Consider the following 18,803-nt stretch of genomic DNA (forward strand, 5'->3'; position numbering starts at 1 on the left):
CCAACCTTCCCGCTCGGCGGACCAGCCTAGCCGGGGGGGGCTACTACGGCTTGTAGAACGCGGCACAGGGCCACCGCCGACGGAACTACTACATCTCGTACGAGGTTATCTACTACATGTTGTAGAGTCCGGTCGCCCACTCCACTCGCGGAGGAACCATCCCATGCCCTACCTCGGAAGTACGGTGCATCTGCGGGCCCTGGCGGCCGGCGCGCTGCGCCCCGAGCCGGCGCCGCCCACGGCCCAGGCCGAGCGCGTCGCGATCGTCTCGGCGAGCATCGGCGCCGGCCACGACGGCGCCGCCGCCGAACTGGCCCGCCGGCTCACGGCCCACGGCATCGTCGTCGACCGGTTCGACCTGCTGGACCTGCTGCCCGCCCGGCTGGGACGGCTCGTCCGGGACGGATACCACCGCATGCTCGTCCGGGCCCCCTGGGCCTACCAGCGGGTCTACCGCAGCACCGAACGCGCAGGTGGCGGCGGGCCGTTGGCGAGGGCGCTGCTGCGCACCGCGGAGGAGCGCATGCTGCGGGCGCTGCATCCCGGCACCGGCGCGGTCGTCTCCACCTACCCGGGAGCCAGCCGTGTCCTGGGCAGCCTGCGGCTGAGGGGACGGCTGGCCGCGCCCGTCCTCACGTATCTCACCGACTTCTCCGTGCACCCGCTGTGGGTGGCGGACGGTGTCGACGTGCACCTCGCCGCGCACGCCGTGCCCGCCGCCCAGGCGCGAGCCGCCGGGGCGCGGGACGTCCGGGTGTGCGGGCCGGTGGTGGATCCGCGGTTCCGTCCCGGCGGTGCGCGGGAGCGCGAGGCGGCCCGGGTCCGCTTCGGGCTGCCGGCCGACGCCCCGCTGGCGCTGCTGGTCGCCGGTTCCTGGGGCGTCGGACCGGTCCGTCAGGTCGCCCTGGAACTGCGCGAGTGCGGCGTAGCCGTCCCGGTCGTCGTCTGCGGCCGCAACGAGGAGCTGGCCGCACAGCTGCGCGCGGACGGCATCGAGCACGCCTACGGCTGGGTCGACGACATGCCCGCGCTGATGCACGCCGCCGATGTCCTGGTCCAGAACGCGGGCGGGCTGAGTTCCCTGGAGGCGTTCGCCGTCGGGCTGCCCGTCGCGAGCTACCGGTGCATACCGGGCCACGGGCTGACGAACGCCGCCGCTCTGGAGGAGGCCGGCGCGGCGGTCTGGATCCGTGACCCGGACCAGCTCAAGGACGTACTGCGCGACCTGATCGACGGCCCGCTGGGCCTGCGTCGGCGCACGGCCGGTCTCGCACTCTTCGCCGACGAGCCCGAGGGCGGCCCCGCCGCGGAGATAGCGCGCGTCCACCGCCTGGGGCTGCCGCCCCTGCCTCCGCGACCGTCGGCACGTCGGCGCAGGGCCGCCGCCCGCCGGCTCGCCGCCACCGTGGTCGTGGCCAGCGGACTGTGGGCCTGTGCCGTCGGCACGGGGATCGCCGCCGCGTACGACGGTTCAGGCGTGATCCATGCCATCGGGCACCGCCTCGACCTGGTCGACGACCACCCCGACCACGCCGGCTCGGAAGGCCACCACTCGTGACCGCCGCCCGCCTGCTGCGCACCGCCGCCCTCGCCGCCGTGCCCGCCCTCGTGGCCGCCCACGCCGCACCCGTGGTCTCCACCTTCGGCCCGTTGCGCAACCGCGCCATGCCGCGCCTGGCGGGCCGGGGCCGCCCGGACCACATCGCCCTCACCTTCGACGACGGACCCGACCCGCTGTCCACCCCGCACTTCCTGCGCCTGCTGGCCGAGCGCCGGGTCCGGGCGACGTTCTTCCTGCTGGGCAGGGAGGCGCGCCGCTCGCCCGGCCTGGTCCGCGAGATCGCCGCGGCGGGACACGAGATCGGCGTCCACGGCTGGCGACACCGCCCGTTGCTGCTGTGCGGCCCGCGCGCCACGTACGACGACTTCGCCCGCGCCCGCGACACCGTCGCCGACATCACGGGAAGCATGCCCACGCTCTTCCGGCCCCCGTACGGCGTGATGTCCACCGCCGCCCATCTGGCCGCCCGCCGCCTCGGTCTCACGCCGGTGCTGTGGACCTGCTGGGGCGAGGACTGGACCGCCCGCGCCACACCGGAGTCCGTCCACCGCACGGTGGAGGCCGGCCTGGACGGCGGCGGCACCATCCTGCTCCACGACTCCGACTGCACCTCCGCCCCGGGCGCCTGGCGCTCGGCCCTGGGTGCCCTGCCCCTCATCCTCGACACCTGCGGGGAACGGGGCTACGAGGTCGGCCGGTTGTACGACCACGGCCGGCCCCAGCCGGCCTGACGCACTGGCGGGTCCGCAGCGGGACCATGTCGGTCAGGGAGTGACCTCGCCCTGGGCGACCTCGACCTCGTGATGGAAGTCGACGACGCCGGCCGTTCCGGCGGCGACGGACAGGAGCGTGCAGACCACGAGGAGAAACGCGGTGGTGCGGGTGGCTCGCGGGCGTTTCCCGGCGGGGCCGAGGAGGGCGGCGACACGTTGCGAGACCGGGCCCGTCGTCGCTGCGGGCGCGAAGTCCGGCCGAGTGGTGGGGGAGGCGTGGCCGGCCAGGGCGGCGCGTGCGATGGCGGTGGCGATCAGACGCCGGTCCCCGACGGCGGTGGCGGCGGCCTCGTCGGCGTCCCGCTCGGCGGCGAGCCGGATGGTCTCGCGCACTCGGCGCAGGGCCGGGTGGCAGTGGGCGGTGAGTTCGGCGACCGCCAGGAAGTAGTGGTGGCCGGCCCGGTTGTGGGCCCGTTCATGGGCGAAGAGGGCCTCGCGTTCGGCAGCTCCCAGGCTGCGCAGCATCGCGGTGGTGACGACGATGCGGTGGGGTCGTCCGGGCAGGGCGTAGGCGTCCGGGTGGGGCGAGTCGACGACGCAGAGGTCACCGGCGGCCGGGCGGCGGTCGGCCTGGGTCCGGGCGGTGCGGAAGGCGCGGGTCTGCCGGAAGGCCGAACGCACGAGGGTCAGGACGCTGAGGACGAGCACCCCGGTGGCCGCCGTCGCCGCGGGAACGACGACGTAGTCGGAGGGGGTGCGCAGGGGGTGGATGAGCTGGCCGAGGGCGGCGAAGGCGGGGAGCTTGAGCAGTCCGGTGAGGACCAGTGCTCCGAGGGCGGCGACGCAGGCTCCCGCCAGCGCCAGGGCCGAGGCGGCCAGGACCCACAGCGCGGTGGTGGGGGAGAGACGGTCGAGAGTCCGGCGGCCCAGCGTCGGCGCGAGGAAGGGCAGGATCAGCGGTACGAACAGCACGGCGGTCATCGCTCGTCACCGTCCAGGAGCTGGCGCAGGACCTGCTCGTCGCCCGGGTTGAGCTGGGCGACGAAGCGCGCGAGGACCGTCTCCCGGTCGGCGTCCCGGTCGAGTTCGGTGTGCATCCGCCGAGCGGTCAGGCCGGGAGCGTCCTGGACCGGGAGGTAGGCGAAGCCGCGCCCCTGCCGCTCACGGCGGACGACGCCCTTCTCGTGCAGACGGGTCAGGATCGTCGCCACCGTCGTGCGTGCCAGACCGGCGCCGAGTTCGGTCTGCACCCGCCCGGGCGTGAGCGGGGCCCCGGCGGCCCACAGTGCGGCCATGACGGCCGCTTCGAGCTCGCCGGCCGGCCGCCTCTCGTCCCTCGTGTCGGTCATGGGAACGTCCCTCACTCCACGATCGTCTACAGTTGAGTAGACCGTCTACTGGATTGTAGTCACTTGCCTGGTGCCTCCGTCGTGGCGCATCCGGCTGTCCGGGCGAACGATGAAGGGACCCTCGACGATGACCACAGCCATGCACCTATCGTCGCAGCTCGCTGTCAATGTGCTGGATGCGCGCTCGCTGCTGTCCGCCTTCGGCGTGCTGGGCGTGGCTGTGGTGCTGTTCGCCGAGACCGGGCTGCTGATCGGTTTCTTCCTGCCGGGCGACTCACTGCTCTTCACGGCGGGCCTGCTGTGCACCGGCACCGCCGACCGCGGCCTGAAGCTGTCGCTCGGCCCGCTCCTGATCGCCGCCGCGGTGGGGGCGCTGGCGGGCTCGCAGTGCGGATATCTCCTGGGCCGCAGAGCGGGCGGCGCCCTGCTCGACCGTAGCCGCTCGGCCCGCCTGCACGAGGGGGCGAAGCGCGCCGAGGAGCTACTGGAGCGCTACGGGTACGCGAAGGCGATCGTGCTGGCCCGCTTCGTTCCGGTGGTGCGCACGGTCCTGAACCCGATGGCGGGCGCCCTGCGGGTGCCGGTACGGACCTTCACCGTCTGGCAGGTGGTCGGCGGGCTGGCGTGGAGCCTCGGTCTCACGCTGGCGGGCTACGCGCTGGGCTCTTCCGTACCGAACGTGGACCGGTATCTGCTGCCGATGGTCGCGGTGATCGTGGCCGTGTCCCTGATTCCGCTCGCCTCCGAGGTGTACCGCTCGCGGCGGGAGGCGAAGGCGAAGGAGGCCCAGGGATGATCCTCGCCTTCGGCGGGGCGTCCATCGACGGCTCGGCCTATACCGACGTGGTCCGCCTCGCCCAGCACGCACCCGCCTGGCTGAACGACGCCGTGTCGGCGTGGTCGACGTACGGGCTCGCTGTGTTCGCGGTGCTCATGGTCGTCGGCTGGTGGAGTGCGCGACGGGTGGACGCCACCGCGTCGGTGACGGCGCTCGCGGTGCCGTTCGTCGTGGTGGTGGCCTACGGAATCGATGCGGCGCTGAAGCTGCTCGTGCACGAGAACCGGCCCTGCCAAAGCCTGAAAGTGACTGTCCTGGAGGCTTGTCCGGCGCGTGGCGACTGGTCCTTCCCCAGCAACCACACGGCCATCGCCGCCGCGGCGGCCGTCGCCCTGCTGTTCGTCGTCCGCCGCCTCGGCGCGGTCGCCGTGGTGGCCGCCGGTGCGATGGCGGCTTCTCGGGTCTGGGTGGGTGTGCACTACCCCCACGACGTGGTGGCGGGAGCCATGGTGGGCGCGCTCACCGTGATGGCCGCCATGCCCGTGCTACGCCGGTGGGCGGAGCCCCTGGCCGTGCGGCTCACGGCTACCCGTCTGCGCCCGCTGCTGGCGACGTCATGAAGCGCGGCGACGCCGCCGAACTGGCCGGCAGCTGCGGCCTCGGCGCATGGATCGCGTTCGGCCTGCTGGCCGCGGCCGTGGGGGGCCACGACGGCAGACCGCTGTTCGCGGACCACGACCTGCTCACATGGTCCGTCGCCCACCGGCCGGACGTGGCGGTGGCGTTCGCCCACGGGCTGACCGTCACCGGGACGGGTGTCGTCCCGTACGCACTGGCAGTGCTCGCCGGAATCGTCGCGGGACGGACCCTCCGGCAGCGTGCGCTCGCCGTCGCGCTCTGCCTGGCCTGCCTCGGAGCGGGCCAGGCACTGCGATACGGGGTGATGACACTCGTTTCCCGGCCACGGCCACCCCATGCGGACTGGGCCACCCATGCCTCGGGATGGGCGTTCCCGTCCGGACACACCACCACATCGGCCCTCACAGCGGGACTGCTGATCATCGCGGTCTGCGTGCGCGGCCCGCGCGGCAGGACCCCGCTCGCCCTGGTCATCGGCTGTTGGGGCGTGCTGGTCGGGCTGACCCGTATCTACCTCGGGGTGCACTGGTTCACCGACGTGGCCGGCGGCTGGCTGTTCGCCCTCGGCTGGCTGGGAGTGTGTCTGGGCGCCGTGACCCGCTGGCCGCCCGGGCGCTGGACGCCGAACGCCACGCGGACGGACACAGTGCGCGGAGCGGAGGAGCCGACGGAAGCAGCGGGCGGCCGGCCGGACACCACACGCGAACCGAGGGAGGACCATGCGGCAGACGATCCTGGTCGTCGAGGACGATCACGGCCTGCGTGACGTGCTGGTGCGCGGGCTGCGCGACGAGGACTTCGACACCGTCCCCGCGCCGGACGGCGCCACCGCCCTGCGGCTGGCCACCCCCGGCGTCTCCGCCGCCGTGCTCGACATCGGGCTGCCCGACGCGGACGGGCGGGACGTGTGCCAGGCGATGCGCGCCAACGGGTTCCTCGCTCCCGTCATCTTCCTGACCGCCCACCACCGGCTCGCCGACCGGCTGTCCGGGTTCTCGGCCGGAGGCGACGACTATCTGCCCAAGCCGTTCCATCTCGCCGAACTCGCGGCCCGCCTGCGGGCAGCTCTCAAACGGGCCGCGCCGCCGCCGGTCGCCACAGCGGGAGACCTGGTCCTGGACGCGGTCCGGCACACGGTCGGTGTACGGGACACCCGGGTCGATCTGACGCCGACCGAGTTCCGTCTGCTGGCCGCGCTGATGGCCGCTCCCGGCGCCATCGTGCGCCGCCGCGAGCTGGTCCGGGCGGGCTGGCCCGAAGGGGCCCAGGTCCACGACAACACCCTCGACCAGTACCTGACCAGGCTGCGCCGCAAACTGCGCGAGGCGGGCAGCGACCGGACGATCGGCACGGCCCGCGGCATCGGCCACCGCCTGTCATGAGCGAGGTCCGCCACCGGCCGCGGCCGGCCGCAACCGCCCTCCTGCACCGTCTGGCGCCCCGCACGCTGCGCGGCCGGCTCTCACTCGTGGCCCTGGTCACGGCCACGCTGCTGATGCTGGTCCTCACCGTCGCCTTCAATGCCGTGGCCCAGCACCGCCTCCAGCACCAGGCGGACGACGAACTGCGCACCCGCGCCGCCGCCGTCGCGACGACCGTCGACACCAGCGGCACGACCGTACGCGTCCTGGAGACCTCCCACGACGACCTCCTCGACGCCAACGTGTGGATCTACGCCGGCCGCCGCCTGCTCGAGGCACCGCCGGCCGCCGGGTCCCTGACCCGCGTCGCCGACACACTCGCCGGGCACGGCGGCCGGCGGTGCGTCACCGTCGACGTGCGTGGCCCCCTCCGGCTGTGCTCCCAGCCGGTGCCCGGAGCCAGGAGCGAGGCCACGGTGGTCACCGCGCTGGACCTCTCCCCCTACCGGAGCTCGGCCGACACCCTGCTGCTGGGATCGCTCGTCCTGGACGCCGTCATGCTCGCCTGCACCTACGCCCTGACACGGCTGGCGGTCGGCCGCGCGCTGCGCCCCGTCCGTACGATGACCGACCAGGCCACCCAGTGGAGCGCCGTCGCCTCCGAGGAACGCTTCGGCAGCATGCGCCACCCCGCCGAACTCGCCCGCCTCGGCACGTCGCTGGACGCCATCCTGGACCGTATCCGCACCCTGCTGCGCCACGAGCGGCAGCTCACCGGGGAACTCTCGCACGAGCTGCGCACACCGCTGAGCCGGATCATCGCCGAACTCGACTGGTGGCAGGCCCGCCCCCGCACGGCCGAACAGACCCACGCCACCCACCAGGTCATCGCGGATGCCGCCGAGTCCATGCGCACCATCTGCGACACCCTCCTGGAGGACGCCCGCAACGGCACACTCACAGCTCCCGGCACCGTGGAGGTCCTGCCCACGCTGCGCCGCCTCACCCAAGCCCTGGACGTGCCGGACCACGTGACGCTCACCACCGACGGCCCTCCCCTGGTGGCCGGAGTCCCGCCCGCCCTCCTCGAACGCATCGTCAGCCCGCTCCTCGCCAACGCCTGCCGCTACGCGCACACCAGTGTCGCCGTCCGTTCCTACTCCGCGCCCGACGGCGTACGCGTCGACGTCATCGACGACGGACCCGGCGTACCGCCCTCGTTCGCCGGACAGCTCTTCGAGCCCGGTCGCCGTGCGGATCCCGGCGACGGGCACGGCGGAGCGGGCCTGGGGCTGCCGCTGGCGCGACGTCTGGCCCGCTCCGCCGGCGGCGAGGTGGCGGACGACCCCGGGCACACGCCCGGCGCACGGTTCGTGGTCAGCCTGCCTGCCGGGTGACGGCAGACGCGCTCGGCGGTCTGCCGTATCACCCCATGGTGTCGTGCTGGACGTCCTTGCGGGAGAGGGCCAGATAGCCGACGAAGCCGAGAATGGCCACCGTCCAGGCCAGCGTGACCGGCCCCAGGCCGAGGTCGAGCCCGCCCCGGCCCCGGTTGACCGCCATCCAGTCGGCGAGGGAGGCGCCGAGCGGGCGGGTGATGACATAGGCGGCCCAGAAGGCGGCCACCGCGTTCAGGCTGCCCCAGCGGTGCGCGACGGCGGGAACGGCGATCGCAAGGCCGTACACAACGGCGGATCCCAGATAGCCGAGGCCGATCGTGGCGGTCAGATCCCCCGCGGCGGTGCCCAGCGCGAACGTGGCCAGGACGGTCGCCCAGTAGAAGGTCTCCCGGCGCCGGGTGTGGATGCTGTGGATGGACAGCGTGCCTTCGCTGCGGTACCAGAGGACGAAGACGACGGCCAGCGCGGCCATGAAGAACGGCGTCGAGAGCGCGTAGGGCACCCCGAGGCCGACGTGCAGGACATCGGCGGCCATCGTGCCGAACACGCTGACCATGACGATCGCCGTCCAGTAGACCCAGGCCACGTACCGCCTGACGGCGAACTGCACCGCCAGGGCCGCCACCAGGGCGACGCCACCGATGCCGACGGCAGGAATGGGGCCGAGCGCATGGGCCAGGAAGTCGGAGGCCGTCTCTCCCATGCCGGTCGTCAGCACCTTGATGATCCAGAAATAGACGGTCACCTCCGGCACCTTGCTCGCCGCGTGACGGATGTGGCCCGCGGGCCGGTTGTGCGTGAGGTGATCGGTCGTCATGGCAAGGACGATGGCACGACGCCCAGGAGGTGCCCCAGACCCCTTTGCCAGAAGTTTGTGGCTTCTGGGGTTGGAGTTGCCCGACGTCTCTCCGAACCTGAACACAACCTGAACGCCGTGGCGGATGCGCTGGTCAGCGGCGTACGGGCGGTGGTAGTGGCTCTCCCCGTGTACGTCGGCGGTCACTCCGGGTCGTCCGGGTCCGTCGTGCGCCGGGCCAGTGCCTCGGTGGCGGCGGTGAGCTGTCCCGGGCCCTGTGGGTCTGCCAAGCGGTCGCACTCCGATGAAGCGCACTGTTTCCATTTCTTTAACCGGCTTCAGCGCAAGAAAGGCAGTGGTCTGGACCAGCGTTTCCGGCCGGGTCGGTTGGGGACTCGGGAGACGACGGGCAGGGGCAACCGACCGGACCGGGACGGCCTGGGGCAGAGAGAAGATGAGATGCCGTGACCATGGAAGCAGTCATGAAGACGGGCAGTGTCCGCCGAGCCGAGACGGGGTGGGCGAAGGCGCGTCGCCTGCGCGGGCAGGGGATACGCACCTGGGTGCGTGCGACGATCGATGGCGAGGCGGGTCAGACGGGGCGCGGGGACGACTGGAACGTCGTACGGGGTGAGGACTGAGCCGCCGGCACCCCGGACGCGCCTCACCCGCCCTCGTGTGGGGTGCGGCGGGGTCATGGGCACGGTCACCTCTGCCGCGCTGTGCCAAGATCGGGGGTAAGCAGTGGTGCGATGTGGCCTCGGGGAGGTGAGGGTCATGTCCGGTGACGACCTGTTGGGCGGCGGGGACGCCGAGGACGATACGGACGTCGAGCGTGCCCGCGTCGCTCACGAACTCACCGCCGCGGTGCGCGGACGGTCACCGGTGGAGGTCCCCGACGCTCTGTGCCGTGCCTGTGTCGTGCTGCTTCCCATGGTGTCGGGGCTCGTGGTGACAGTGCTCGCGGACGGTCCGGACAGGGGAGTCGTGCTGTTCGCCAGCGACGGGATCGCCGCACGGCTGGCGGAGATCCAGTTGACCCTCGGTGAAGGGCCGTCCCTCGACGCGGTCCGGCTGCGCACGCCCGTGTTCGCGACGAATCTCGCCGACGCCCCCGACACCCGACGCTGGCCGCTGTTCTCCGTTCAGGCCGCCAAGGCCGAAGTGGGGGCGGTTTTCTCGGTGCCGCTGGCGGGTGCCGGAAGTGCGCTGGGGACGCTTGATCTGTACCGGGAGACGCCGGGCTCGTTGAGTCGTGAGGACGTGCGGACCGCGTCGCTGGTGGCCGACGCGGTCACCCTCGCGGTCATCGCCCTTGATCAAGCTTCCCCGGACCCCGAAGGAGTCGTGGCGTGGCTGACAGGAGCGGAGTCGGATCGAGAGGAGGTGCATCAGGCCACCGGGATGATCATGATGCAGCTTGGCGTGAGCGCCGAGGAAGCGCTGCTACGCCTGCGTGCGCGGGCCTTCGCCCAGGGCAGTACCTCCACCGAGGTGGCCCAGGCGATCATCAACCGCACCATGGACCTCCGCGATGACTGAACGGCCGTCACCCGCGACCCGCTGCACCTTTTCCGGCACCTGGTCCACGCCTGCCAGAGCCTGCTGAACGTGGACGCGGCGGGTATCGCGATGGCCGACGCCCCGGGGCGGTCCAGGCGGTCCCGGTGCTTCTGCACGAGCGCCCCCTGGGCGTCCTCACCCTGCTGCGCCGGCACGCCGGGACGCCCGTCCGAGGACGACGTGCATCTCGCCCAGGCCCTCGCGGACTCCGCGGCGCTCGCCCTCGTGCACCGGTCTCCGAGCCGCCCCACGTCGACGATGTCGCCACCCGGGCGCAGAGCGTCATCGCGGCCAAGGCCACCCTGGAGATCGCCAAGGGCATGGTCGCCCAGTACACGGGCGCCACGATCGGCGAGGCTGCCCGGCTGCTCATCACCTACGCGAGCGCGGGGTCCGGCTCACCGAGACCGCTCGGGCCCTGGTCGCGCGCGATATGACACCGGACGCCATCGTCGAGGCGCGGCCTCGCAACTGAGCCGAGTCCGGGCGGTCCGGTCGCGCAGGCCCTCGCGGACTCCGGTCGCCCGCCGCGCCCGGGCCCCTCTCGTCGGGAGCTCATCCGGACGAGCTGCCCTCGTCGGCGCGGAGCGCGCCCACCGCGGCGGCCAGCTGGGTCTGCAGACCGTCGGGCAGTGAGTCGCCCTGCACTGCCGCCAGGACTTCCTCGGCGATGTGGTGCAGCTTGGTGTTCGTGTTCTGGGAGACCGTTACCAGCACGGCCCAGGCGTCCTCGGAGGTGAGGGAGAACGTCGCCATCAGAACGCCCGTGGCCTGGTCGATGGCCGGTCGCGTACGCATGGCCCGCCGCAGGTGAGCGACCTCTGCCAGAAGGTCCTCCGCACCCGGGGCGTCCTCGATCTCGTCGCTCAGGGCGTCCTCCGTCTCCCCGCTCCGGGCGTCCTTCGCCGCCCAGGTACCCGCCAACAACGGCCATGTTCCTGTCTTGATCAAGAGGTTCGTCACAGCGGGGCCGATCGCTCCCACGCTGAGGGTCTTGCCTTGCCCGGCGGCGTGCCGCCGCGCTGCCAGCAGCACGTTCAGCCCGGAACAGTCACAGAACCCGACTCCGCCCAGGTCCAGTTCCACGTGGTCACGGCACTGGTTCACGGCGTCCTCCAGCGCGGACTTCAGCACTGGCTCGCCGGCGATGTCCAGCTCGCCGCGGATCACGACGGTCACGGTGCCGTCGCGCGACCACGTGCGAATCTCGGGTTCGTACGGCATGTCGACCGCCGGGGTCCCGGCTGCCTTCGCACCTGCGGCGCCGGCACTGTGCGGGATCCGTCGCTGCTGCATGGCTGCCTCCACACGACGGCACAAGCTCTCCACAAGATTGACCCACCGACCAATTACACGTCAAGGGATACCGGAAAGATATTTCAGTGTTTTGAATGCGCGAACAACACGTCTAGTCTGGGAACCATGGCGCAAGTAGCTGAGGCACCAGAGCCACACATCGGCTGGACGTTTCTCACCAACCACGCCCGCGTGCTGGTCGCCATCGCGGAGAACCAATCCACCCGCATTCGCGACATCGCGGCACGCTGTCGGCTCACCGAACGGGCGGTCCAGAAGATCATCACCGACCTGGAGTCCGACGGGTACCTGACCCACACCCGCGACGGCCGGAGCAACATTTACCGCATCCAGCCGGACACCAGTCTCCGTCACCCGGCGGAAGGCGGCCTCCCCGTCGCCGAACTGCTCTCCTTCCTCCTCCGGCACGACCACGAGCGCGACAAACGTCGGGTATGAGCCTGCCCGTTGCGACGGTGCGGCAGGAGCCGGTGCCGGCACACCTTCAGGCGAGGTGCGGGGCCTCGGACAGGCGGGCGGACGCTTCGAGAAGCAGTGCGTGGACGAAAGCCTGCGGGAGGTTGCCGCGCAGCTGTCGCTGGGCGATGTCGAACTCCTCGGCGTACAGGCCGGACGCGCCGCAGGCTCCGCGGTTGCGTTCGAACCAGCGGTGCGCGGCGACCGTATGACCCTGCTGGTGTTCGGCCAGGGCCATCACGAAGCCGCACAGCAGGAACGCTCCCTCGGCCTGTTCCAGGGGCCTGTCGTCGTGGCGGAAACGGTAGACGAAGTGGTCCTGTGCCAGCTCACGCCGGCACTCGGCGAGGGTGGCCCGGGTGCGGACGTCGTCGGCGGGCAGGGCGCCGCGCACGGCCGGAAGCAGTAGCGCGGCGTCCACCTTCGGGTCGTCGGGTGCGCGCTGCCAGCGGCCGTCCGGGTGCAGGCAGGTGGCCGTGGTCGCGGTCAGCAGGGTGTCGGCGAGTCGGTCGCAGGTGCCGGCGAGCGGGCGGTGCGGTGCCGCGTCGGCCAGGGCGCGAAGCCCGGCTACGCAGGTGAGCCGGCTGTGGGTCCAGCGCCGGGCGCCCAACTCCCAGATACCCGCGTCCGGTTGGCGCCATCGTTCGCCGACGGCCCGCACGGCGTAGTCGGCGGCCTTCCAGCCGTCGGCGTTCAGCCGGCCGTGTCGTTCCGCGGCGGCGAACAGCAGCAGTGCCTCGCCGAAGCAGTCCAGCTGGAACTGGTCACGCACCCGGTTGCCGATCCGGTCGAAGCCCCCGGGATAGCCGGGCAGGTCCAGTTCGCACTGGCCGGGTACGGCCGTGCCGTGCACGGTGTAGGCAGGGGCGAGGTCCGGGCCGTCCGCGTGCAGCCGCTCGGTGACGAAACGGACGGCGGCGTCCAGCAGTTCGGGTGCCCCGGCGGCCGCCGCGGCCTGTCCGGTGAAACTCTGGTCGCGGATCCACACGTACCGGTAGTCGTAGTTGCGGCCCTCCTCGGCCCGTTCGGGCAGGCTGGTGGTGGCCGCGGCGACCATGCCGCCGCCGCGGGTGGTCAGCCCGCGCAGCACGGCGTAGGCGCGTCTGGCGTCGGTGACGGCGATGGTCTGCCGCAGCGGGGGTACCGCCCGCCGCCACGCGTCCTCGGTAGCGGCCCATGCCTGCGGGGCGCGCGGGAGCGCGCGCGGCAGCGGCGAGTCGGAGCACTCCAGGACCAGGTCGCGGCGCTCGCCGGGCTCCAGCCGCAGATCGGCGACCAGGCCGTCAGGTCCGGCTGTCGCGGACGGGACGCCCTGCCAGCGCAGCTGATGGCGGCCGGTGTTCAGGTGCCAGACGCCGTCATCACGGTGCACGGAGTCCAGCGCGGCGCGGCCGTAGTCGGCGTGCGGGTCCAGTACGACCCGCACCTGGGCGGGCCCGTCCACGGCGGCCAGCTGCCGCAGCAGGACCAGGCGGCCCTCCTCGCCGGGGAAGGCGAGGGCGTCGCGGCACTCCACGACGCCCTCGTTGGTGGTCCAGCGGTTGCGCCAGATCAGGGTGCCTTCCTCGTAGTAGCCACCGGGGACGTAACGGCCGTGCGGGGTCACGGCGTAGACGCCCCGGCCGCCGACGAGGGAGGCGAAGACGGCGTCGTCGTGCCAGGCCGGAGTGCAGAGCCAGCCGATGGCGCCGTCCGGTCCGATCAGGGCGCCGCGCTCCCCGTCGGCCAGCAGCGCGTAGTCGTGCAGCGGGTGCGGCGGAAAGGTCGTGCTGCTCATTGGTGTGTGCCTCCTGCCTCAGCCCACCCGGTACGGTCGCGCGCGCTCGGCGTTCAGGGTCAGGCCCAGCCCCGGCGCTCCGTCCGCGCCGGGGGCGATGGTGCCGTCGGCGGGGTCCAGGACGCCGTCGAAGAGGAGGCGTTCGATGCGGACGTGGTCGTGGAACCACTCCAGGTGGCGCAGGTTGGGCACTGCCGCGGCCACATGGGCGTGGGCGTGCGGGGCGCAGTGGCCCGAGATCTCGATGCCACGGGCCTGGGCGAGGGCGGCCGTACGCAGCCAGACGGTGATGCCGCCGCACCGGGTGACGTCGGCCTGCAGGCAGTCCACCGCGCCCGCGGCGAGCATGTGCTCGAAGTAGGGGAGGGTGTAGCCGTACTCGCCCGCCGTGACGTCCATGGTGACCAGACCGCGGACGGTCGCGAGGGCGCTGAGGTGGTCGGAGGAGACCGGTTCCTCGAACCAGGTCACACCCTCGTCGGCGAGTGAACGGGCGACGCGGACGGCCTGTTTGGCGCCGTAGCCGCCGTTGGCGTCGACATACAGTTCGGGCCGGTCGCCGATGCTGGCGCGCGCCCGGGCGACCCGCCGCCGGTCCCGCTCCTCGCACCGGCCCCATGACTCCCCGATCTTGATCTTGACGCGGGGGATGCCGTCCTCCTCGGTCCAGCCGCGCAGTTGCCGCTCCTGGCGTTCGGCGTCGTACGTGGTGAAGCCGCCGCTGCCGTAGACCGGCACATCGTCGCGTGCCGCGCCCAGCAGGCGGACGAGCGGGACGTCGAGCAGACGTGCCTTCAGGTCCCACAGGGCGATGTCCACGGCGGCGATCGCCTGCGCGGCCACGCCGGGCAGTCCCGCGTTGCGCACCGCCCGGTGCAAGGCCTCGCTGATCCGTGGCACGTCGAACGCCACACTGCCCACGACCACGCCGGCGAGCAGGTCGTCGACGACACGCGCGGCGGCCGCGGGCGCGTAGGTGTAGCCGAGCCCGGTGACTCCGCCGCAGCGGACGGTGGCCAGGACGAGCGTGGTGCTGTCCCAGGCGAGGGTGCCGTCCGCCTCGGGCGCGTCGGTGGGCACGGTGAAGACGGCGCTGTCCACGCGCTCCACGACCGGGGTGTCAGTCATTGTCGTCTCCCTGTGCGGGCTGCGGGCGGAACGTCGACCGTGCGGTGCAGGACGCGCTCGGCGGTGGTGATCCAGGTCAGGCCGCAGCGGTCCGGCCGGGGGGTACGGCGGCCCGGAACCCGGCGGTGGCCGCCGTGGCGGGACCCGGCGGCTCCGCACGGCTCGACCGGACCACGGGCGCCGACGCGAGGGACCACGAGAGCGAGCTCCATTGGCGCACCTGGGCGGACGAGGTCGTGGCGAGCTGGGCGGCCGGTCTGCCGACCGACCCGGAGCCGGCCGGCACGGCCGTCGCCCCGCCGGCGGACAGTGCCCGCACGACGCGGCCGGCGGCCGGGTTCCGGCGTCCTGTCGCATCCGGGGCACGGGATCCGCGGGCGGCCGCGCTGCTGCGTCACCGGATCTCCTGGCGCCCGTCGCCGACCTGCACAGCCCCGGACTGGTCGGTCCCCTGTGCCCAGGACGGGCGGCGGCCGCTGTGGCCAGGACGGGCGGCGGCCGCTGTGGCGAGGACGGGCGGAGGCCGCCTGAGCCCGGCGATTCCTCCGGCCGTGGCGGGACCGGACGTCAGCCCCTCTTCCCGCGGCCGGTCAGCGTGTCGCGCAGTCGGTCGACGAGACCGGCTCCGGGAGCCAGCATCTTGTTGGCCGGAGGGGTGTCCGGCGCGGAGGGGTGCGGGCGGGTCGGCGCCAGCTTCTTCGCCTGCCGGACCTTGTCGCCCAGGTCGTCGAGTGCTTCCGCGGTGGCCGCCAGACGCAGCATGGGGAAGAGACTGCGCTCCTCGTCGGCGACGTGCGAGCGGATCTCGCTCATCAGCAGACCGATGAGCCGGTCGAACTCGGGGTCCCCGGCCTCGCAGCTCTCCAGATCCTTCATGATCTGTTCGGCCCTGGAGTGATCGGCGATCTCCTTGTCGGCGATCGCGTCTCCGTCGGCCAGGTATTCGCGTACGGCCGGGTACAGGTACTCCTCCTCGGCCACCGAGTGCCGTACCAGTTCCATCGTGGCCTGATCGGCGTAGATCTTGCGGTTCTTGTCCCCCGAGGGCAGCCCGTCGATCTTTCCGAAGAGCTCCTCGACCTCTCGGTGGTCCGTCACCAACTCGTTGATGACATCTCCGCCGTGTCCCATCACAGCACCTCCGTTCGAAGTCGCCCCGTCCCGGTCGGTGCGGACGCGAGGCGCGCTTCGAGTGCCCTCGGCGACGGTGGGCCAATCCTGGGCCGGCTCAATCCACCGGATGTCCAGGAGTGATGTCCAGGCATTCATGGAGCCGCAGCGCCCGGCCGCCGGTCCGCTCGCCCCACTGCACGGGTGCGACGACGAACCCGACGTGGTCCCCGCCCTCGACCTGCCGCTCGACCGTGCCGACGAACCAGGCCGCCGCGTCCTCCAGGACGACCGCGCCGCCGTGTCCCCGCGTCCACGGCACGCGCGCGAACTTGTCGACCTGCTCGCCGCACTCCCCGCCGAACAGGGCGGCCAGTTCGTGCTGCTCAGGCGTCAGCAGGTGAACGGCCAGACGGCCCGCGGTGCGGGCGAGCCCGTAGGTGTGGTTGGCCGTGGAGAGCCACACCATGAACCGCACCGGCCGGATGGAACACTGCGAGAAGAAGCCCACCAGGCACCCCGACCGCTCCTCGCCCGCCGCGGCCGTGACCACACACATCTCGGGATCCAGCCGGCCCACGAACCCCTCGACGTCGGGCACGTGCCCTCACTCCCGTCCTGTCCGTCCGTCCCACCGGTACCAGTTCAGCACATGAACCCGGCCACCGAGGGGCGACGCTGTTCCGTCCAGTTACGTCTGCGGCCAGGGGGTACTCGTGAGCCGCTGCCGGAACCTTCCCGCGCAGCGGCGCCCGTTCTGCGACCCCGGAGCGACCGTGAAAGAACTCTTCATCATCAACCACCCCTTCGAAAGGGCCATCGACCGCGACCGCGCCCCGGCCATCGCCTCGCCCATCCGGCCCGGGAGACGACGCCCCGGACGGAGTCACGCGGGCGCCGTCCGCGCTGCCGTTGCGGACGCCCGGCCGAGGACGGCCCCATGACGGCCGAAGCTCTCACCGCCGGCCCGGGCCCGCGCTGCTGGGTACCCCCGGGCGTCTACCGCCCCCAGACCGACACCCGGCTCCTGGGACGGGCGATGCGCCGCGAGGGGGTCGGCCCGGAGACGGACGTACTGGATCTGGGCGCCGGAAGCGGCATGCTCGCGGTGGAGGCCGCCCGCCTCGGCGGACGGGTCACCGCCGTCGACATCTCCTGGCGCGCGGTCGCCGCCACCTGGCTGAACGCGGTGCTGAACGGGCAGACCCTGCGCGTGCGCCACGGTGATCTCGCGACTGCCGTGCCCGACCGCCGCTTCGATCTGGTGATCTCCAACCCGCCCTATGTGCCCGCCCCCGGACCCCTGCCGACGAGGGGCCCTGCCCGGGCCTGGGACGCCGGAACGAACGGGCGGCTGCTGATCGACCGCATCTGCGACACCGCGCCGGCGGTGCTGCGGCCGACGGGAACACTCCTGATGGTCCACTCGCACCTGTGCGGCACCGGGACCACGCTGACCCGCCTGGCGGAGGCCGGTCTGCGCGCGGAGGTCGTCGACCGGGCCCGGCTGCCCTTCGGCCGCGTACTGCGCTCCCGGCTCGCCTGGCTGCGTGAACAAGGACTGACGGCGGACGGCACGACAGAGGAGCTGGTGGTGATCCGTGCCCAACCCATCTGAACGACCCCGACGCGTCCGCGTCCAGCGCGACGGACCCCTGCTCATCGAGGGGCCGGTCGAAGTGGTCGGCGAGGACGGCGAGGTGACCGTCTCGAAGCGCTTCACCGTGGCCGTCTGCACCTGCCGGCGCAGCCGTACCTTCCCCTGGTGCGACACCAGCCACCGCCGCCGCGACAGGCGGCCCGGCGAAGGGGGCGCCGGGTGAGCCACTCCCCGCCCCGACAGCAGTCGCGGCTGCGGCCCCCGCCGGTGCCCGAGCCGCGCGGCGCGCTCTCCGCCGCCGTGACCGCCCGGCTGCGCGGATCGGATCCCGGCAGCATGCCGTCCCCGGCAGGCTCTTCGCCGTACGGCGACGATCTGCAACTCGCCCTCTACGTCCTCTACGAGCTGCACTACCAGGGCTTCGAGGGCGTGAGCGAGGACCTGGAGTGGGACAGCCGGCTGCTGGCCCTGCGAGGTGCGATCGAGGACCGCTTCCTGAGCGCGCTGCGCACGGACGTACCGATCGACGCCACCGACACGGCTCGGCAGGCGCTGGACGAACTCCAGGTCGAACCGGTGGACGGCTCCGGCAGCGTCTCGCACTTCCTCCGGGACCACGGCAGCCTCGACCAGCTGCGCGCATACGCGGCGCTGCGTTCGCTGTACCACCTGAAGGAAGCGGACCCGCACGCCTGGGTCCTGCCGAGGCTGCACGGGCGGGCCAAGGCGGCCATGGTCGCCGTGGAGTTCGACGAGTTCGGCGCAGGCCGTGCCGACGAGATCCACGCGCAGCTGTTCGCCGACCTCATGGCGGACCTGGGCCTGGACACGCGTTACGGGCACTACGTCGACGCGGCGCCGCCCGAGGCGCTGGCCACCGTCAACCTGATGTCGCTGTTCGGTCTGCATCGGGCGCTGCGCGGGGCGCTCGTCGGTCACTTCGCCGCCGTCGAGGTGACCTCGTCCCCCGCCTCGCGCCGCCTGGCCGAGGCGCTGCGCCGGGTGGGCGCCGGTCCCGCGGCCGTGCGGTTCTACACCGAGCACGTGGAAGCGGACGCGGTCCACGAACAGGTCGTACGCCATGACGTCGTCGGCGGACTCCTGGCGGCCGAACCGCACCTGGAGACCGACATCGTCTTCGGGATCCGCGCGACCACCCATCTCGAGGAAAGCCTGGCCGCCAGGCTCCTCGGCGCCTGGCACGAGGGCGGCACGGTGCTGCGCGGGGCAGCGGACTGGTGATGCCCCGCCGGGG

22 protein-coding genes are annotated in these 18,803 nt (G+C 72.7%); 14 read left to right on the forward strand and 8 right to left on the reverse strand.

Annotated elements, in window-relative coordinates; translation table 11 throughout:
• The first annotated feature begins 163 nt into the window (after nt 1-163).
• On the forward strand, nt 164-1,558 hold the full coding sequence (locus ABTY98_RS20250; RefSeq protein ID WP_352222305.1) for a glycosyltransferase: 1,395 nt from the start codon (nt 164-166) through the stop codon (nt 1,556-1,558).
• Nucleotides 1,555-2,292 carry a polysaccharide deacetylase family protein gene (locus tag ABTY98_RS20255; RefSeq protein ID WP_352222306.1) on the forward strand — a complete coding sequence of 246 codons (738 nt, stop codon included), beginning with the start codon at nt 1,555-1,557 and terminating at the stop codon, nt 2,290-2,292. Before ABTY98_RS20250 ends, ABTY98_RS20255 begins: the two co-directional genes overlap by 4 nt.
• 33 nt (nt 2,293-2,325) lie before the next feature.
• Here the strand turns inward: ABTY98_RS20255 and ABTY98_RS20260 are convergent, their stop codons facing one another.
• Together ABTY98_RS20260 and ABTY98_RS20265 are read right to left on the reverse strand one after the other, a co-directional pair.
• Nucleotides 2,326-3,255, reverse strand: coding sequence for a M48 family metalloprotease (locus ABTY98_RS20260; RefSeq protein WP_352222307.1), 930 nt, complete (start codon nt 3,253-3,255; stop codon nt 2,326-2,328).
• Entirely contained in the window at nt 3,252-3,623 is a 372-nt protein-coding gene (locus tag ABTY98_RS20265; protein ID WP_352222308.1) for a BlaI/MecI/CopY family transcriptional regulator, read from the reverse strand. The genes ABTY98_RS20260 and ABTY98_RS20265 overlap by 4 nt, the downstream gene beginning before the upstream one ends.
• A 127-nt stretch (nt 3,624-3,750) precedes the next feature.
• Between ABTY98_RS20265 and ABTY98_RS20270 the strand changes: the two genes are divergently transcribed.
• The 5 genes from ABTY98_RS20270 to ABTY98_RS20290 are packed head-to-tail and all read left to right on the forward strand — an operon-like array spanning nt 3,751 to nt 7,798.
• Nucleotides 3,751-4,419 (forward strand): DedA family protein, encoded by a 669-nt coding sequence (locus ABTY98_RS20270; RefSeq protein WP_352222309.1) that lies wholly within the window; start codon nt 3,751-3,753, stop codon nt 4,417-4,419.
• Nucleotides 4,416-5,021, forward strand: a complete 606-nt coding sequence (locus ABTY98_RS20275; RefSeq protein WP_352222310.1) for a phosphatase PAP2 family protein — start codon at nt 4,416-4,418, stop codon at nt 5,019-5,021. Before ABTY98_RS20270 ends, ABTY98_RS20275 begins: the two co-directional genes overlap by 4 nt.
• Entirely contained in the window at nt 5,018-5,806 is a 789-nt protein-coding gene (locus tag ABTY98_RS20280) for a phosphatase PAP2 family protein (RefSeq protein ID WP_352222311.1), read from the forward strand. The genes ABTY98_RS20275 and ABTY98_RS20280 overlap by 4 nt, the downstream gene beginning before the upstream one ends.
• Nucleotides 5,760-6,422: a response regulator transcription factor gene (locus tag ABTY98_RS20285; RefSeq protein ID WP_352222312.1), complete on the forward strand. Its 663-nt coding sequence runs from the start codon at nt 5,760-5,762 to the stop codon at nt 6,420-6,422. The genes ABTY98_RS20280 and ABTY98_RS20285 overlap by 47 nt, the downstream gene beginning before the upstream one ends.
• The gene (locus tag ABTY98_RS20290) at nt 6,419-7,798 is read left to right on the forward strand and encodes a sensor histidine kinase (protein ID WP_352222313.1); all 1,380 of its coding nucleotides are present in this window, start codon (nt 6,419-6,421) and stop codon (nt 7,796-7,798) included. Before ABTY98_RS20285 ends, ABTY98_RS20290 begins: the two co-directional genes overlap by 4 nt.
• Nucleotides 7,799-7,826: 28 nt before the next feature.
• On the opposite strand, the gene ABTY98_RS20295 is transcribed toward ABTY98_RS20290, so the two are convergent.
• On the reverse strand, nt 7,827-8,618 hold the full coding sequence (locus tag ABTY98_RS20295) for a COG4705 family protein (RefSeq protein ID WP_352222314.1): 792 nt from the start codon (nt 8,616-8,618) through the stop codon (nt 7,827-7,829).
• Between the two features lie 443 nt (nt 8,619-9,061).
• Between ABTY98_RS20295 and ABTY98_RS20300 the strand changes: the two genes are divergently transcribed.
• The 3 genes from ABTY98_RS20300 to ABTY98_RS20310 all read left to right on the forward strand — a co-directional run bounded on the left by ABTY98_RS20300 (nt 9,062) and on the right by ABTY98_RS20310 (nt 10,597).
• Entirely contained in the window at nt 9,062-9,238 is a 177-nt protein-coding gene (locus tag ABTY98_RS20300; RefSeq protein WP_352222493.1) for a hypothetical protein, read from the forward strand.
• Between the two features lie 136 nt (nt 9,239-9,374).
• Nucleotides 9,375-10,139, forward strand: a complete 765-nt coding sequence (locus tag ABTY98_RS20305) for a GAF and ANTAR domain-containing protein (RefSeq protein WP_352222315.1) — start codon at nt 9,375-9,377, stop codon at nt 10,137-10,139.
• Nucleotides 10,140-10,264: 125 nt separating this feature from the next.
• A complete protein-coding gene (locus ABTY98_RS20310; RefSeq protein ID WP_352222316.1) occupies nt 10,265-10,597 on the forward strand; it encodes a hypothetical protein in 333 nt (110 codons plus the stop codon).
• A gap of 118 nt (nt 10,598-10,715) precedes the next feature.
• Here ABTY98_RS20310 and ABTY98_RS20315 read toward each other — a convergent pair whose 3' ends face one another.
• The gene (locus ABTY98_RS20315; RefSeq protein ID WP_352222317.1) at nt 10,716-11,456 is read right to left on the reverse strand and encodes an ANTAR domain-containing protein; all 741 of its coding nucleotides are present in this window, start codon (nt 11,454-11,456) and stop codon (nt 10,716-10,718) included.
• Nucleotides 11,457-11,582: 126 nt separating this feature from the next.
• Between ABTY98_RS20315 and ABTY98_RS20320 the strand changes: the two genes are divergently transcribed.
• Nucleotides 11,583-11,915, forward strand: a complete 333-nt coding sequence (locus tag ABTY98_RS20320) for a helix-turn-helix transcriptional regulator (RefSeq protein WP_352222318.1) — start codon at nt 11,583-11,585, stop codon at nt 11,913-11,915.
• Nucleotides 11,916-11,961: 46 nt separating this feature from the next.
• Here ABTY98_RS20320 and ABTY98_RS20325 read toward each other — a convergent pair whose 3' ends face one another.
• The 4 genes from ABTY98_RS20325 to ABTY98_RS20340 all read right to left on the reverse strand — a co-directional run bounded on the left by ABTY98_RS20325 (nt 11,962) and on the right by ABTY98_RS20340 (nt 16,549).
• Nucleotides 11,962-13,710: a glycoside hydrolase family 15 protein gene (locus tag ABTY98_RS20325; RefSeq protein ID WP_352222319.1), complete on the reverse strand. Its 1,749-nt coding sequence runs from the start codon at nt 13,708-13,710 to the stop codon at nt 11,962-11,964.
• Between the two features lie 18 nt (nt 13,711-13,728).
• Nucleotides 13,729-14,838, reverse strand: coding sequence for an enolase C-terminal domain-like protein (locus tag ABTY98_RS20330; protein ID WP_352222320.1), 1,110 nt, complete (start codon nt 14,836-14,838; stop codon nt 13,729-13,731).
• 567 nt (nt 14,839-15,405) lie between these two features.
• Nucleotides 15,406-15,969 carry a hemerythrin domain-containing protein gene (locus ABTY98_RS20335; protein WP_352222321.1) on the reverse strand — a complete coding sequence of 188 codons (564 nt, stop codon included), beginning with the start codon at nt 15,967-15,969 and terminating at the stop codon, nt 15,406-15,408.
• Nucleotides 15,970-16,066: 97 nt separating this feature from the next.
• A complete protein-coding gene (locus tag ABTY98_RS20340; protein WP_352222322.1) occupies nt 16,067-16,549 on the reverse strand; it encodes a flavin reductase family protein in 483 nt (160 codons plus the stop codon).
• 339 nt (nt 16,550-16,888) lie between these two features.
• Between ABTY98_RS20340 and ABTY98_RS20345 the strand changes: the two genes are divergently transcribed.
• Genes ABTY98_RS20345 through ABTY98_RS20355 form a run of 3 tightly spaced genes read left to right on the forward strand, consistent with a single transcriptional unit; the run spans nt 16,889 to nt 18,790 of the window.
• The gene (locus tag ABTY98_RS20345) at nt 16,889-17,566 is read left to right on the forward strand and encodes a HemK2/MTQ2 family protein methyltransferase (protein ID WP_352222323.1); all 678 of its coding nucleotides are present in this window, start codon (nt 16,889-16,891) and stop codon (nt 17,564-17,566) included.
• Nucleotides 17,550-17,771 carry a CDGSH iron-sulfur domain-containing protein gene (locus ABTY98_RS20350; RefSeq protein ID WP_352222324.1) on the forward strand — a complete coding sequence of 74 codons (222 nt, stop codon included), beginning with the start codon at nt 17,550-17,552 and terminating at the stop codon, nt 17,769-17,771. Before ABTY98_RS20345 ends, ABTY98_RS20350 begins: the two co-directional genes overlap by 17 nt.
• Complete coding sequence (locus ABTY98_RS20355) at nt 17,768-18,790, forward strand: iron-containing redox enzyme family protein (protein WP_352222325.1); 1,023 nt, start codon at nt 17,768-17,770, stop codon at nt 18,788-18,790. The genes ABTY98_RS20350 and ABTY98_RS20355 overlap by 4 nt, the downstream gene beginning before the upstream one ends.
• Nucleotides 18,791-18,803: the final 13 nt, after the last annotated feature.

This window comes from Streptomyces sp. NPDC096040 (genome assembly GCF_040303265.1).
GTDB lineage: Bacteria > Actinomycetota > Actinomycetes > Streptomycetales > Streptomycetaceae > Streptomyces.

Coding starts and splice junctions, on each gene's coding strand:
- ABTY98_RS20250 (WP_352222305.1), top strand. CDS start 164: ATGCCCTACCTCGGAAGTACGGTGCATCTGCGGGCCCTGGCGGCCGGC.
- ABTY98_RS20260 (WP_352222307.1), bottom strand. CDS start 3,255: ATGACCGCCGTGCTGTTCGTACCGCTGATCCTGCCCTTCCTCGCGCCG.
- ABTY98_RS20265 (WP_352222308.1), bottom strand. CDS start 3,623: ATGACCGACACGAGGGACGAGAGGCGGCCGGCCGGCGAGCTCGAAGCG.
- ABTY98_RS20270 (WP_352222309.1), top strand. CDS start 3,751: ATGACCACAGCCATGCACCTATCGTCGCAGCTCGCTGTCAATGTGCTG.
- ABTY98_RS20275 (WP_352222310.1), top strand. CDS start 4,416: ATGATCCTCGCCTTCGGCGGGGCGTCCATCGACGGCTCGGCCTATACC.
- ABTY98_RS20280 (WP_352222311.1), top strand. CDS start 5,018: ATGAAGCGCGGCGACGCCGCCGAACTGGCCGGCAGCTGCGGCCTCGGC.
- ABTY98_RS20285 (WP_352222312.1), top strand. CDS start 5,760: ATGCGGCAGACGATCCTGGTCGTCGAGGACGATCACGGCCTGCGTGAC.
- ABTY98_RS20290 (WP_352222313.1), top strand. CDS start 6,419: ATGAGCGAGGTCCGCCACCGGCCGCGGCCGGCCGCAACCGCCCTCCTG.
- ABTY98_RS20295 (WP_352222314.1), bottom strand. CDS start 8,618: ATGACGACCGATCACCTCACGCACAACCGGCCCGCGGGCCACATCCGT.
- ABTY98_RS20305 (WP_352222315.1), top strand. CDS start 9,375: ATGTCCGGTGACGACCTGTTGGGCGGCGGGGACGCCGAGGACGATACG.
- ABTY98_RS20315 (WP_352222317.1), bottom strand. CDS start 11,456: ATGCAGCAGCGACGGATCCCGCACAGTGCCGGCGCCGCAGGTGCGAAG.
- ABTY98_RS20320 (WP_352222318.1), top strand. CDS start 11,583: ATGGCGCAAGTAGCTGAGGCACCAGAGCCACACATCGGCTGGACGTTT.
- ABTY98_RS20325 (WP_352222319.1), bottom strand. CDS start 13,710: ATGAGCAGCACGACCTTTCCGCCGCACCCGCTGCACGACTACGCGCTG.
- ABTY98_RS20330 (WP_352222320.1), bottom strand. CDS start 14,838: ATGACTGACACCCCGGTCGTGGAGCGCGTGGACAGCGCCGTCTTCACC.
- ABTY98_RS20335 (WP_352222321.1), bottom strand. CDS start 15,969: ATGGGACACGGCGGAGATGTCATCAACGAGTTGGTGACGGACCACCGA.
- ABTY98_RS20345 (WP_352222323.1), top strand. CDS start 16,889: ATGACGGCCGAAGCTCTCACCGCCGGCCCGGGCCCGCGCTGCTGGGTA.